General features: G+C 61.3%; 9 protein-coding genes. 6 read left to right on the top strand and 3 right to left on the bottom strand.

Annotated elements, in window-relative coordinates; genetic code table 11:
* Positions 1–546: 546 nt before the first annotated feature.
* From ABEL04_RS07240 to ABEL04_RS07260, 5 genes are all read left to right on the top strand, one after another.
* Complete coding sequence (locus ABEL04_RS07240) at positions 547–3,678, top strand: SusC/RagA family TonB-linked outer membrane protein (protein ID WP_375801716.1); 3,132 nt, start codon at positions 547–549, stop codon at positions 3,676–3,678.
* 112 nt (positions 3,679–3,790) lie between these two features.
* Entirely contained in the window at positions 3,791–5,260 is a 1,470-nt protein-coding gene (locus ABEL04_RS07245) for a RagB/SusD family nutrient uptake outer membrane protein (protein WP_375801717.1), read from the top strand.
* 93 nt (positions 5,261–5,353) lie between these two features.
* Entirely contained in the window at positions 5,354–5,935 is a 582-nt protein-coding gene (locus ABEL04_RS07250; protein WP_375801718.1) for a hypothetical protein, read from the top strand.
* Between the two features lie 705 nt (positions 5,936–6,640).
* Positions 6,641–8,671, top strand: coding sequence for a GWxTD domain-containing protein (locus ABEL04_RS07255; protein WP_375801719.1), 2,031 nt, complete (start codon positions 6,641–6,643; stop codon positions 8,669–8,671).
* Positions 8,672–8,743: 72 nt separating this feature from the next.
* A complete protein-coding gene (locus ABEL04_RS07260) occupies positions 8,744–9,085 on the top strand; it encodes an MGMT family protein (RefSeq protein WP_375801720.1) in 342 nt (113 codons plus the stop codon).
* A 96-nt stretch (positions 9,086–9,181) separates the two neighbouring features.
* Here the strand turns inward: ABEL04_RS07260 and ABEL04_RS07265 are convergent, their stop codons facing one another.
* The 3 genes from ABEL04_RS07265 to ABEL04_RS07275 form a co-directional block, all read right to left on the bottom strand.
* Positions 9,182–10,108 (bottom strand): hypothetical protein, encoded by a 927-nt coding sequence (locus ABEL04_RS07265; RefSeq protein WP_375801721.1) that lies wholly within the window; start codon positions 10,106–10,108, stop codon positions 9,182–9,184.
* A 23-nt stretch (positions 10,109–10,131) separates the two neighbouring features.
* Positions 10,132–11,091: a hypothetical protein gene (locus ABEL04_RS07270; RefSeq protein ID WP_375801722.1), complete on the bottom strand. Its 960-nt coding sequence runs from the start codon at positions 11,089–11,091 to the stop codon at positions 10,132–10,134.
* 124 nt (positions 11,092–11,215) lie between these two features.
* Positions 11,216–13,477 (bottom strand): carboxypeptidase regulatory-like domain-containing protein, encoded by a 2,262-nt coding sequence (locus tag ABEL04_RS07275; RefSeq protein WP_375801723.1) that lies wholly within the window; start codon positions 13,475–13,477, stop codon positions 11,216–11,218.
* Positions 13,478–13,852: 375 nt separating this feature from the next.
* On the opposite strand from ABEL04_RS07275, the gene ABEL04_RS07280 reads away from it, so the two are divergent.
* Positions 13,853–14,329: a hypothetical protein gene (locus tag ABEL04_RS07280; protein ID WP_375801724.1), complete on the top strand. Its 477-nt coding sequence runs from the start codon at positions 13,853–13,855 to the stop codon at positions 14,327–14,329.
* Positions 14,330–14,666: the final 337 nt, after the last annotated feature.

Genomic DNA, 14,666 nt, shown 5'->3' on the forward strand with positions numbered 1-14,666 from the left:
AACGCGACAGGACTTTCCCTTTCCAATCACTCTCCAGGTTTGTTTCAAGACAAACGAAGGAGGCGGGGCGGGTACGAAGTGGGCCCTCGAGAACGACCTGCTGATCGACAGACGTAGGTGACAGCAACAGTCAGGGCCGCCAGCAGGCACCGGGAAATGGTCAGGCTGCTCACGTCTTCAGCAGCGTCACGCTCAAGACCGTCACTAGCTGCCGAGCTGCGTCGTGCACTGTCCCGCATGCCACTCTGCCCCAATCGATGGACGAGGCTGAAAGGGTATTAAATTCGATTTAAGAAAAGCGATCTCGGTCGAAGAGGGCGGGGACGACATGCGGTTTTGAGCGATTTGTTACAGAAAGCCCACGGTGTAAAATGGACCCGGTTGACAGTTTATATTCTCTTTCGTACCGTTTGCAGTGCGCTAAGAGGGACAGCTTGAAGATGGCCGTAACTTCCCAGCCATCCGGCCCTGCGGCCACCACGCCTTGTAGTTGACCCTGCCGCTGGCCCCCTACCAACACGACTCATTCACAACCTGACCGCTGCTATGGAAAGACTGCTAAGAGCTTCAGCTTTGGGACTGGCCCTGCTTCTGGTGCCGAGCCTGGCATGGGCCCAGGAAGGAACCGTAACTGGCACCGTTACCGATCAGGATGGGGAGCCGTTGCCGGGAGCGTCGGTGCAGGTTGACGGCACAACCATCGGGACTGCCGCCGACACGAGCGGGAGCTACCGGATAACAGGGGTTCCGACCGGCGAGCAGACGCTCGTGGCGAGCTTTGTCGGCTACAAGACCGTGCAGCGCACCATCGAAGTCTCGGCTGGCGAAACCATCCAGGTCGACTTTCAACTTCAACGAGCAGCGGCCCAACTTCAGGAAGTGCAGGTCACCGGGTACCAAACCGCTGACCAGGCCGCCGAAACGGCTGCCTCAGGAAACGTGAGTGCCGAGAGTATCGAGGAGATGGATGTTAACAGTGCCGACCAGGCCCTCCAGGGAGAGGTTGCGGGAGTGCGTGTGACCTCGACGAGCGGGCAACCAGGGTCGGCCATCCAGGTCCGCATCCGTGGGCAAGGATCCATCACGGGGGGGAACGATCCGCTTTTCATCGTTGACGGGGTGCAAGTCTCGACGGGAGACACGTTCGGTCAGGCATCCGGCAATCCCCTCGCGAACCTGGATCCCGGAGACATCCAGAACATCAGGGTTCTCCGTGGTGCGCATGCCGCCTCGATCTACGGGGCCTCGGCGTCCAACGGCGTGGTGCTCATCACGACGAAATCGGGCAGTGCGGCGGGCGACACGGAAATCAACTTCAGTTCCTCGGTCGGTCGCTCCGAGCGCCTGAAGGAGTTCGACATGATGAGTCTTGATCAGTGGGCCGACTATACTGGAGCCGCGAACGCAAGATCGTTTAATCGGCTCTTCGGCCAAGACTTCCTCTCGCCCGGACAAGGTCGTGAGCTCACGTTTACCAACGAAGGGTGCCCGCTTCAGGCGGTGCCGTCGGCTCTGCGTCCCACCACCTCGTTCTTCTGCAACACGCCCTTCTCGGCGGGTGGGTTGAGTCTTGGGTCGACGGCCGACTCGCTCCGCACGGACTGGCCGGATCGGGTCTACCGCAAGGCGTACAGCCAGGAATACGACCTTTCCTTTTCGGGCGGCGACGAGAACACGCGATTTTACGTCTCCGGACGATACACCTTCGACCAGGGGCAGATTCTCGACTCCAAGCTCTGGTCCGGCGGACTTCGGGTGAATGTGGAGCAGGACGTGACGAACTGGCTGACGGTGAGTTCGAAGGTGGACGTGAGTACCCTGACCATAAGGGGCACGATTGAGGACGGGCCGTTCATCAACAGTCCGTTCTGGGCGTCCTACTTCATCCCGCCGAACACACCGGTTTACAAACAGCCCAATGAGCCCTCGAGTGGATTCAGGCTTCAGCCGAACTTTGTCTTCTCGTTCAACCCGGTCGCGCAGGAGAAATTCAACGATACGTCGTCCAACAACACCGCCATCAACGGAAGCACCACCTTTGAATGGAGCCTGGGCGGCGGATTTTCGGCCCGGACATTGGTGGGGGTTCAATGGCAGGATCAGTTCGAAAACGATTACGAGGATCCCCGGCTTCCCGCCTATTCCGCCATCGGCGGTTCGCAGTCGCTTCAGCAGGATCGGGAGTTGAATTACAATGCGAGTCACACCTTCAACTATGCCAATACCTTCGATGGGGTGCACGAAGTATCGGGACTGGTCGGCACCGAATTCAGGAAGGAACAGGACATCGACACTGGTGAGAGCGGACGGGGATTCCCCAACAATCTTTTCCGGACGCTACAGTCCGCTGCCGAGCCGACAGGCGTGTTTTACTCGGAAACTGAGTACCGGCAACTGAGCTTCTTCACGGATCTGAGCTACACCTACGATCGAACTTACCAGATCCGGACTACGGTTCGCATCGACGGAAACTCTCGGTTCGGATCGAACAACCGGTGGGGAACCTTTGGAAGTGTCGCGGCCTACTGGCGCCTCAGCGAGGAAGGGTTCCTCCAAGATGTCGGCTTCCTGACCGATCTTAAACTGCGCGCTAGCTACGCCGAGGTCGGCAACAACCAGATCGGCAACTTCCAGTCCCGACGGCTCTTCGGGTCCGCGGGAGAGTATCTGGGCACATCAGGAATTGCGCCGCAGAGTCTCGGGAACGTTAATCTCACCTGGGAGGAGAAGCGCGAGGTCAATGTGGGGCTCGATTGGGCCCTCTTTGGCGGTCGCGTCTCCGGGTCGGTGGACGCCTACCGCAACAACACCGATCGCCTGCTCCTGAACCGGGACCTCCCTCTCGACAGCGGCTTCGGGAGCTTCATCGACAACGTCGGAAAGCTCCGAAATCGGGGGCTTGAGATTGAACTGGAAACGACGAACATCGACCGGGCCTTCCAGTGGCGAACGACCTTCAACATCGCCTTCCAGGATTCCGAGGTCCGCAAGCTCCTGCCGGACGACCGAGAGATCAACGCCGGTGGTGTTTATCGGGTCGGTCGCGCCCCGGATCAGTTTGAGTTGACTCCTTTTGTAGGCGTCAATCCCGCTAATGGGGTTCCACTGTATAAGGACGCCGAGGGAAACCTGACCTACGACTGGACGGATACAGAAGACAACCGCCTGGTTGGAAACACGAATGCCAGTTTCTACGGTGGACTTACGAATCAATTCTCCTACAAGGGGCTTTCGGCCGAGGTCTTCTTTCAGTACGACTATGGCCGCAAAACCTTTAACAACGACGCGTACTTCTTGAGCGCGAATACCTTCTACTTCTTGCGGCGGTCCGGGAACGTGCTCGACTACTGGAAGCAGCCGGGCGACGTCACGGACACGCCGAAGCCCACTGGCTTCTTTGACAGCTTCGGGCCGATTCCCGCCAACGGATTCGGAACGACCCGGTGGTTCGAGGATGCTTCCTACATCCGTCTGAAGCGGGTGCGCATTAGCTACGCCCTGCCTAGTAGCTTCCTGCAACAGATTCCGGAGCTGAGCGGCGTTAACCTGTTCGTTCAAGGCCGGAATCTGGTTACCTTCACGGAATACAACGGCTTTGATCCGGAGGGTGTGGGGGTTGACCTTGGCAGCTACCCGCAGGCCACCACCTTCACCGCGGGCGTCGACGTGACCCTCTAGGTCCGCCCAGCAGACTCAAGGCTCCCGCCCGCGCGGCATCGGGCGGGGACCTCCTTTCCCTGCGGTAGAAGTCCCATTGAAAGTGCCCTTCCTAGCAGACAACCAGTCAATCATGAAACGCAGAGCTACAGCCTTTCTCTTTCTCGTGGTTCTCGGAGGGGGCATCTTCCTCGGAGGATGCGACGTAATCGCCCTCGACGAGGCCGAGCCGACAGGCTCCATCCCCTCCTCACAGGCCTTCACGCAGATTACTGGGTTTCGGTCTGCGCTGGCTCAGGTGTACGACCAGCTGCAGAACGTCGGGCGGTACGGTCAGCAATTCATGCTCTACCCGGAAGCGCTCGCCGACAATTCCACCTTTATTCAGGGCGCGAACCGGTACAATGCACCCACGCGGAATCAGTCCGGTGCCCACCTTACACCGTACGGAAGCTACGGGGCGATCAACTTGGCCAACAACATCATCACGAAGATCCAGGGCTTCGAGGACTTCACCGCTCCGAATAAGCAGGCCGTGCGCGACAAGATTCGTGGACAGGCGCTTTTCCTCCGGGCACTGAACTACTTCGACCTCGTTCGCTGTTACGCCTACGCGCCGGGGCGAGAAGTGAATGGCTTTACCAAGGGGGTCATTTTGCGGACTCAACCTACCGAGTCTCCGGAGGATGCCGACTTCCGGTCGCGAGCCCCCAACACGGAGGTTTACCAGCAGGTCGTTTCGGATCTGGAGGCCGCCATTCCGCTGCTCGAGGGGAAGGATCTTAGTAAGAACCGGGCCAACGCGGCCGCAGCGTACGCCCTCCTCGCCCGCGTTCAGGTCTACCTCCAGAATTGGAGTGCCGCCGAGCAGGCCGCTACGAATGCCCTCGACGCCGCGCAGGGGCTGGGCGCCCGGATGATGACCCCGTCCGACTTTCCGGGTGCATGGTTCGCGCAGACGCTGCCCGGGACGCTCTTCGAGCTGAAGATGAACCCGAACAACGATGGCGCGGCGACCAGCCCCAACGAGTCGCTTGCCTCTTTGTCCTTCGCGTCTCGGGCGGCGGACGAGCCGTCCGACGCTGGATTCCGGACGTTTAACTTCCAGGTTATTCCCTCCGAGGATCTTCTCCAGACGTACCCTCCCGGGGACGTCCGGAGGACCATCATCGACACACTCTCCTCGGGAACTCCTGTTCTGGCCAAGTACAGCCAGACTCTCGGGTCGTTTGCCGACCGGATTCCCATTATCCGGCTCGCGGAAGTGTACTTCCTCCGAGCCGAAGCCCGCGCTGAGCAGGGCGATGCTGCGGGGGCCCGATCGGACTTGAATGTGATCCGTACGAACCGGGGCATTGGCGAAATTGGAAGCAACGTCAGCGGCCAGGCCCTCATCGATTCGATTCTTGTAGAACGACGACGAGAGCTCGTCTACGAGGGACATCGCTTCTTCACCTTGAAGCGCCGTGCCCGGGACATTCCGAAGCCGCAGGCGAACGTCCCTGCCGACGAGCTTTCGTACGAGGACTTTCGTGTCCTCGCGCCCCTGCCGAGCGGGGAGGTGGCCAGCAACCCGGAGCTTGAGCAAAATCCGGGATACTAGGCCGCGACGCCTCCCTGGCGCCCCCTTTCTCTGGGGGCGCCGGTTTCCCCGAGACCCACTGATGCCAAGCACACAACCACCAGATTTACTGTGATGAGTGAGACTGCTACAAGTCGTTTCCGCACGCTCGGCCTCCTCCTACTGAGTGTTCTCTGCACGGTCGTCCTGTCGGGCTGCTTTGATGAGCTCTCCGGGCCGTACGACGGGAAAGATAAGATTGCCTTTGGGTTCGACCTGATAGCCCAGGCCCAATCTGCCGATCAGCCCGCCACGATTTCCGTTTCGGAACCAGCCGGCTCAGAACGAACGATTTCGTTGAAGACGGAACTGATCGGTCCGCAACGGTCCTCGGACACGCAGGTCAACTACGGTGTTGCCCAGGAGACAGTGACGTACGTCAAGGAGTTTCCGGCTGATACTGGAGGGGTGGCCAAGGACACGACCATCCTCGCCCGCGGAACCACCGCGGAGGAAGGAACCAACTACGAGATCTCTGGCTCTTACACGCTGCCGGCCGATTCCAGCTCAGCACCCCTCACCGTGACCATTCTTGACGGCATCCCGGATGATGGAGGGCCCGTTCGGGTTGCACTCCGGCTGGACGGAAATCCTGATGCCAACCTCCAGCCGGCAGAGACGATGCGCTACTTAACCGTCAAGATCGTTCCGAACTAGGCTCCCGGCGGGAAGGACGCTCCGTCATCCCGGCCGAACATCTGCCTGCGGACTCGGAAGTCCGCTGGGGGACTGGACTTTGTTCCGCCTCTGGGCCGAGACGCCGCAAAGGGTTTGTTCTCGCAGAGGAAATAGCATTCCTTATCGGCGATTCTCTCGCCGAATTCCCCCGTTGGCGTCCCTGCGCTAACGGGGGAATTTTTTGTACGCCCTGTCCCAATTCGCCCTCTGCACCGCTGGGAGCGGCTTGTGCTACGGTGCAAAGCATGCGCGGTGCCTTCAAAACAAGCTTCTTCCCGAGAGAAACAGCTACGTCGTCGCTCTGAACTCGACTCAGAGCCCACCTGACGATCGCCGAGCCCTCCACCTTCGGCCGGATGGGCTCCGGAGCTCGTCTGGAGCAACGATGGGGGTCGGTTCTGGCAGGCACACGTGCCGTTCATATATGGCACAACACGTGCTGGGATGATTCGCAGCGGGGGGCACCGCCGGCATTGCTGGGTGGGGCAGGCGTAGAGCATGTGAACAAGAGGTGAGGGGCTTCCTACAATCCCACTCAGCAGGGGAAAACGCATCTTCGCTGCGGTCCGTGAACAGCTTGAACCTACACCGGGTGCCGTGAGACGATTCCTGGGGGGCGTCCTTGTTTGCGTACTTCCTCTCCTGCTAGCAGGGGGGAGCGGGGATGACCCGTTTGATCGGGGGGTGGAAACGTACAAGCAGGATCAGCCCAAGCGGGCGCTTGATCTTCTTCGTCGCGTGTTCCGCCGTGCACCGGCCCGTGTGAGCGAACGACACGGGGCGGCTGCCTTCTGGCTGGGGAAGGCCTACAAGGCCTGCAACCGGCCCGACTCCATGCGGTGGGCTTGGCGAAAGGGAGTGAACGCGCTACGGGACGCAGACCGCTTCGATGCCCGGCTCGTCGATGCTCACCTCTGGGCGAGTTGGTCCAGAGGAGACAACGAAGGTCGTGAGCGGGCCACTGAAGCCTACGTCAGGCTTCTCAGCCACGTAGGGGACAGTGTTCGGGCCTCGGGTCGGTCCGTCTTGCGTCGCCACGTGGCCCAGATGCTTCCACTCCTGAGCGACCGGCAGCGCGCCCGGCTCTTCGTGGCAGGGGCTGACGGCGGCCCCGAAACCTGGGTCTTTCGGGACGACAGTGGCAACTGGCTCGCAGCCTGGTGGCGCCGGCGTGATCCCAGCTTGTCGACCTCCGTAAACGAGCGTGTCGAAGAGCACTTGGCCCGAGTACAGGCGGCCCGGTCAAAATTCGGGCACGAGGACCGAATCGTGGGGTGGGACGAGCGAGGGGATCTGTATATCCGTTACGGACCTCCATCCCATCGAGACTCCGTCCTCTTCACGGATGCCCGATTCTTCAAAGAAGTAATCCGGTTTGGAGTCGGGGTAACCCGGAGTGACTTCCCCGCCAATAAAATCTGGAGCTACCCCGGCGTAGGGAAAAATGGGTATTATCTCTTTGTGGAGCAGAACGGATCGTACAAGCTCGGACGCCCGTTGGATTTGGTGCCTAGAAAACTAAAGGGGAACTTCCACTCCGCAGACCGGAGTCTGAACCGGGCCTACTCGTCTTTGGCTGCGATGCGGCACATCTTCCAGCAGCTGTCACTGCACTATGAGGATGCGGGGGGCGTCTACGACGATCTCGCGAACTACTTCGTCAACCAGCAACTTCTGGCAGACCTCAAGCCCAGTTCTGGGGGGTCAGTGGGGGAGGGAACTGGCGAGCGGACTGTCCGCAAGGGGCCCGGGAGGAATCAACGTGCTCCGAGCGCCGTAGCGAGGAGGGTGGTTCAAAAAGTCCATCATCAGCAGCGCGTGTTCGTTCGGGAGCGTGAAAAGAGCATGCCCCTCCAGCATTCGGACGTTGCCACGAGCGAAACGCCCCTCCCCGTTCAGGCCCGAACAGCCCGGTTCATGGACGAGGACGGGACAACTCGCACGGAGGTGTTTTGGGGCGGCACTGGCGGGCTGGCCGGTGCAGAAACTGGCCGACAGGTCATGCGCGTCTCCCTCGTGCGGTACGGCAGCAGCTACCGGCCGCAGGCCCTCAAGAACTCTGTTCTCGGCCTCAACTGGGCAGAGGAAGGGAGGAGGGCGCAGGTTGCCCCCGAGGTTCTGCAGGTGCAGGGTACCACAGATCCCTACCATCTCGCCCTCCAGTGGAGTCGATTCCAGGTCTCGGGGGAAGACACAGAAACACGCCTCGAAGATCGAACCGGCCGGCAGACCATCCGGATTGACTCCTTGCGGCCGCTTTCCGCGGATCCGGAGCAGCTCGAGATGAGTGATCTTCGACCGATGGTTCCGTCCGGCCGGCAGTTTGAGACCCCCAATCCCGCCGAGAACGCGATTCCATATCCGTTTTCGTCTCTCACCACGGATGCCCCGTTGCTCTTGTACTTCGAGGTGTATCACCTGGCGTACACCGGCCAAGATCGCACAAAGTACAAGGTCGCCTACGAGGTAGAGCGCACAACCCAGGACGGGGGATTCCTGGGGCTCTTCGACGGAACCGACGTCGAACGGACCGAGACCGCAAGCACGTACACCGGTACGCAGAGGACCGCCCCGGAGGTCATCCTACTCGACTGGAACGAGGCGTCCGAGGCCCTCCAGTCGGTAGCGATTACCGTTCGTGTTACCGACCAGACGACGGGTCAGACCGTTGAGCGGCGCATCAACTTCCGGGTCGCGCCGCCGGCAGGGACCTAGCGTCGCCCTCACCCTCTCGGAGCATGCGAAGCTGTCCCGCGCTCATCGGACAAACGGGCCGCATCCCACGACATGGCTTCTCCGGACCCGCCCTCCGAATCCGCGTCGTTCTTCGGACGCGTCCGGGCCGTCGTCGCTCAGATCCCACCCGGACGCGTCACCACGTACGGCGACATTGCCGAGCACCTCGGCCGTCGGGGGGCGGCCCGCATGGTGGGGTGGGCCCTTCACGACGCCGTTGGAAGCGGCCTGCCGTGCCATCGCGTGGTAAACCGCGACGGGGTGCTGACGGGCAAGCGACACTTCGAGACGCCCCGCGCCATGGAGGAGCGGCTGCGTAGCGAAGGGGTCACGTTCGTAGAAGAGGACCGTGTGGATCTCGACCGGCACCACTGGACCCCCAACTCCGGCTGAGCAGGTGCCCGCATCCTCTTTGGGGGCTGCCGAAAGGAAAAGTGCTCATTGAGGCATGGGACCGTCGGAAGAACAGAGGTGCCGTTTTTGTTTCGGCTAGGAGGGGCGTCGTCGAACGGGCACCTTGAGGGTGTCCGAATATATTCCGCCGACGAAACCGTGCCCTCCCCGCACGTTCGAAAACGCGTCCGGATTAGCAACCCGATTGAGGGGGAGCCCGCGCCACTGGCTCGGCCAGTTGGGTCCCCCAGCCGACACCGCCACCCGGGCGTGTTGATCCGTAAACGATCCTATGGGGGGACACGACGGTCCTGGGGAGGGGAACGGATTGGCCTTTACCAGATCTCCTCGATAGAACACTGGAATTTCGAAGTACGAGCCCTTGTCCTCGACGTCCTGGTAGTGACTGAATTCTTTGCGGAGCCGGAAGGTCCCAAATGTAATCGGATAAATGATATCGACAGCAGCGATGCGCTCGACGTTCCGGGCTTCGATGAAAAACGTGTTTTCGACCTTCAGCGAGTCGGTGTCGAAGGGACCCGGGAACACGCAGGGCAGCAGAAACCCTGAGCCCCCGGAGAGGTCCGGCGGCTGGTCGGGCGTCGTCGTGGTGGCTGACGTCACCGATGCTCCATCATCTTGGACGACCACTTGGTAGGAGGTAGACGGCCGGATGGGGTGCGCGGTCCAGAAGTTGTGGATCCGAACATCCCGCCCGCCGAGCGTCGTCAGGGAGTCACGCAGAGGAATCCGTTCGCCGGTGTCGAGGTTTTTTAGGTAGACCCGTACGCCGAGAGTGGGCGGGGCTCCAAGCTGTGTTGTGTCGTCGATCGGGGCAACCCGGATGGCCTGCGTGTCGGCGGCGACGTTGAGCGCACCGAAGAGGGAAAACCGGTACTGATCGGACGGTCGAAAGACATCGACGGTCGGATCACACCCAGGTCCGAGCAGCAAAACAGCGGCAAGGAGGGCGGCCACCATCAACACTGTGCGGCGCGGCCTGCGCAAGCAATCACAGTCCATGGTAGGCTAGAGAGCCTTCTTGTTCAGGGATTTCGACGTCGGAGGGGCACCCGAATCGTGTCTGAGTAGATGCCGGCAACGAATCCATGCCCTCCCCGAACGTTCGAAAACGTATCGGGACTCACGATCTGATCGAACGGGAGCCCGCGCCACTCCTCCGGCCAGCCTGGGCCCCCGGATGCCACCGCTACGAGGGCGTAGGGATGAGTAAACTCTTCGAACCCTGCACACTCCTGAGACGGGCCCGGTGGAGGGTCCGGATTGAGACGAACCAGCTCCGGGCGGTAGAAGACGAAAATCTCGAAGATCCCCCCGTTTCTTTCGATCGTGTTGTAGTAGCTGAAGTCGTTGCGCGTACGGAGGGTCTCCTGCTCGGTCTCGTAGGTGACGGGGTAAATGGCGTCGGCAACCGCGATGTGTTCGATATTTCGGGCCCTGACGACGAACGTGTTCGGCGGCTTCAGCGGATCGATTTCAAACGGGCCCGGAAAAATGCAGGGTAGACGGAGGCCCGGACTGTAGGAGAGATCAGGCGGGCGCGCCGGCGTCGTCGTGGTGGCTTTCGTCACGGCGTCTCCATTGCGCTGGACGGACACCCGATAGGTGGTAGAGGGCCGGATGGAATGCGTGGTCCAGAAGTTATGGACCCGAGCATCTTGCTCCCCCACCGTCGCGAAGGAGTCACGCAGGCGGACCTCTGCCTTGCCGTCAAGATTTTTGAGCATGACGGTACCGTCAAATTCGGGAGGGGCGCCAATCTGCGTCGTGTCCCCGAGGGGCTCTACCCGAATGACCTGAGTATCGGCGGCAACGTTGAGGGCCCCAAAGAGAGAGTACTGATACTGCTCGGAAGGTCGAACTACGTCTACAGTAGGATCGCAGCTCGCGAAGAGCAATGCCACCGCGGAAAGGACGGCCAGGGCAGGGCGCGTAGGGGCCCACTCCGAGCCGAGAACGCGTGACGTTCCGTAGAAATTAAACACAAACGAGAGAAAAACGGAGAGCAGTCTGTGAGAGGTTCTGTAAAGGGGGGCGTAGGACCGAAGACGCCTGCCGAACGCGATGACATTCGGGGGCGCTGGGCAACGCCCTCCGAGCAGCCGCTGATCAGAGGCCGACCTTGACGGAAAGGTAGGGGATGACGGGGAGCTGGTTGACCCGGTCGAGCGTGAAGATGTCGATGTAGAAGACATTGGCGCGGTCGTATGCGTTGATTGCTCCGGCTTCCACCGAGAGCTGAGCGGCGGACCAGTCGATGGTGCGCTTGAGCGACACATCGAGCCGGTGGTAGGCAGGAAGACGTGCGCCGTAGGCGCGACCGAAAAGCGCACGGGGGATTCCGATGCTTTCGGATGGCTGATCGCGGAGTCCCCGGATCTCGAGCATCGTGTCGTACCCGTAGACACTTGTGAACGGGAGCCCAGAATTGTACTGCCAGCGCGCGCTGGCCGTGATCCAGTCCATCTCCATACTGGCGGTGAGGCCGAGTTTGTGGCGAACATCGTGTGGAGGGGGAAACTCCACGGGCGGGTCGCCGCTCGACACCTCGGCTTGGTAGTTCACCTGTCCGTATCCGTACGAGAGACCGAGCCGAACGGGCCCTCTGTTGTACTGGACCGAGAGATCCGCCCCGAAGGCCGTTCCCCTCGCCGGAACCAGATCCGTGTTGAAGCGCACGATGGGCGTCCATTGCGCAACGGGAAGGTTCTGCAGGTCTTTGTACCAGCCCTCCAATGAGAAGCGCGTGTGTTGGCCCAGCCGTTGGTCCCAGCCCAGCAGGGCATGGATGGCCTCCGAAGGGCGATTCTCGAAGGGGGTAGGAACGAGTGCCTGAAAGGTCGACCCCGCGTCCCGTTCGTCGGTAATGCCGACGATGAACTGGCGATAAGTCCCGCCCGCAGCCGTAATCTTCGTCTGGTCGGACCCTTGGGGACGATACGAGAGGTGGAGCCGGGGCTCAAACGAAAATCCGCCCAGTGATACCGGAATCTGGGCTCCGAGACTCGGATTGACTGTGAGCCGGTCCCCCCATGACAGCTCCGCACCGAGGTGCGTGGCAATGGTGATGAGAAATCGGTCTGTAGTCTGAACGCCGAGGAAGGGCTGGGTCAACCCGTACGCGTACTTATCGGCCCGTACTTTTGCGCTCCACCGTAGCGTGTTGCCCCACAGCGCCGGCTGCTTCAGGTCGAAGTTCGTGTAGATGCGCCAGGTGCTCGCCGTTCGCTCCGTGCCATCGGGGGATTGCACGGCGTTCCCGAACCGGCTCGTCCCGAAACTGACGTCGAGGACCTGCGCAGAACGCCCCCCAAAAATGAGGCACTGGCCCCCCAGGGCCGTATTGTTCCAGCGGAAGGAGGACGCGCGCTCCGGATCGATGCGCCCACGGTCGTACGTCCGAAGGCCCACAAATGAGCACTGGCTCGACTCCGACTGCGTGTGGACCTTGGCCGTGACGTCGTAGAACTCGTACGGTGCCTCCTGACCCAGCAGGGTCGGGCCCGACTGCTCGATCAGGGAGTGACGGGCATTAATCAGGAACGAGCTCGATCCTCGCTGGAGCGGCCCCTCAACCTGAGCCGACGCCAAAAACGGGCCGCCCCCGAGAGTCCCCTCGAAGCTCTCGGTATTTCCGGCGCGCAACTGGATATCTAAAACCGACGAGATCCGGCCCATGTATTCGGCCCCGAAGCCTCCAGCGTAGAAGTCGGCACTCGACACCAGGTCGCCCGGGAACGCAGAGTAGAAGCCGATGATGTGGAAGGGCTTGTAAATCGGGATGCCATCGACAAGGACGAGGTTCTGGGAGGGCGTGCCGCCACGAACGTAGAGGCGTCCCCCACGGTCCCCCGTCGTCGTGACGCTGGGAAGGCCTCGCAGGTACGAAGATAGGTCACTCCCAGGCCCAGGCGTGGGGATCGTCTGAATTTCGGCACTACGAATTTGGCGCAATCCTGCCTCGGCCTCCTCGACGGGCTGGCGCCCTTCGACGGTCACGCCCTCCAGGGTGCGGGGCGACACGGACAGGGACACCGACACGGTTCGTCGCTCACCGGCGGCGAGGCGGAGGGTGTCGCGATAAGACTCGTACCCGACGAAACTCACCTGCAGACGATAGCGGCCCGGAGTAAGCTGGGCGATCTGGTAAAACCCTTCCGCGTCGGTAGCGGCAGCGGCCTGCACCGTACCCGTCCCGTCACGAAGAACGACATTTGCCCCTTGCAGGGCCCGGCCATCGGAGGCAGCGCGCACGAATCCCCGTACGACGGCGTCCTGTCCTGCCTCCTGTGCCTGAGCCGGAGCGCCCCCTCCGGTCAAAAGAATCACACCCGCCAGGAAGAGGGAGAGAAGCGACACGCGATCGCGCATTTGCCGAGTGGATGTTACGGTACAGAGCAGCGCACAGGAACCAAATTCGCTTGGCAGAAGACCGGTCCCGCGGGACGTCTCGCCGGGCAGGGGTCTGGAACGCGAAGAGGAAGAGACTGGACCCGCACCCCCCAGAGTCGCGTGGGGCCTTCATCCCGCTAGCACGAATCCGGTTCTACGGCCGTTTGCTTTCTATTTCAACGCTCCCAAAATAACGCATCCTCGGGGCAAAATCGTTTCGGAAAAAAGCGTTCCATTCCGCTCACCAAGGAGAGCGGGCTCGCGACAGTGGTCGGAGGAGGGCGCCCTCTGGGTACGCGCTAATCGCGGAACGTACCGGAGTCCGCGCGTTAAGACCTTTGAAACAGAAGTGAAATGGTTGTGCTCGTAACTGCAAGTCTCACCGCCATGCTACTGTACTCTGCCGGCGTCACCAGCTGTGACTCGTCGCGCTACCGGACGCTGCTACGACTTGGAACGATCCTTTGCATCGTAGGGGGAATCCTTGCTGCATGCGGAGGGGGGAATCAGCTCAGCGGGGAGAGCCCAGATAAGATTACAGAAGAGGAGATCCAGGAGATAGGGACTGTGAGCAACGCGTACATCCTTGTGGAGCGGCTCCATCCCGACTGGCTACAGAAACGTGGAACAGACAGCTTCACAAACCAAAGTACCGTCGGGGTGTACGTGGAAGGTTCTCGGCGGGGAGGACCCAATGTGCTCCGCCAGATCAGCGTCATGAACGTGAAGTCAATAGAGCACCTCAGCTCCAGTGAGGCCACGCTCAGGTACGGGAGCGGGCACCCCCATGGTGTTGTGCGGGTTCAGCTGAAGTCGTCTACCTCGCGCTGAGGGAGGCGTCGGCCCGCACACGGCCCCCTGATCGCTTCGGAATCGAAGGGGGGCGAAGCTGGACTCCGCTCCGAAAAAACTTCCACTGGATCCGAAAAAGGGGTTCCTGAACGCAGCGTGCTGCCCGGCGGCACCAACGCGTTGACCCAGCTAGTGCACCTCGGCCCCGTTTATCCGAACAACTCTGCGCCGAAAGGAATCCCCCAGTGGAATCGGGCCGGGTCAGCGATGATGTCCCGATCGCCGCCCGGTTCTCGTCGGGCCATCAATGGTTTGAAACGCAGGGCCGGCGGGCCTACCACGGTTCCTGGCCCCAGAGTCCGTGCCTGAATCAAAG

It is taken from the genome of Salinibacter sp., assembly GCF_042218895.1.
GTDB lineage: Bacteria > Bacteroidota > Rhodothermia > Rhodothermales > Salinibacteraceae > Salinibacter.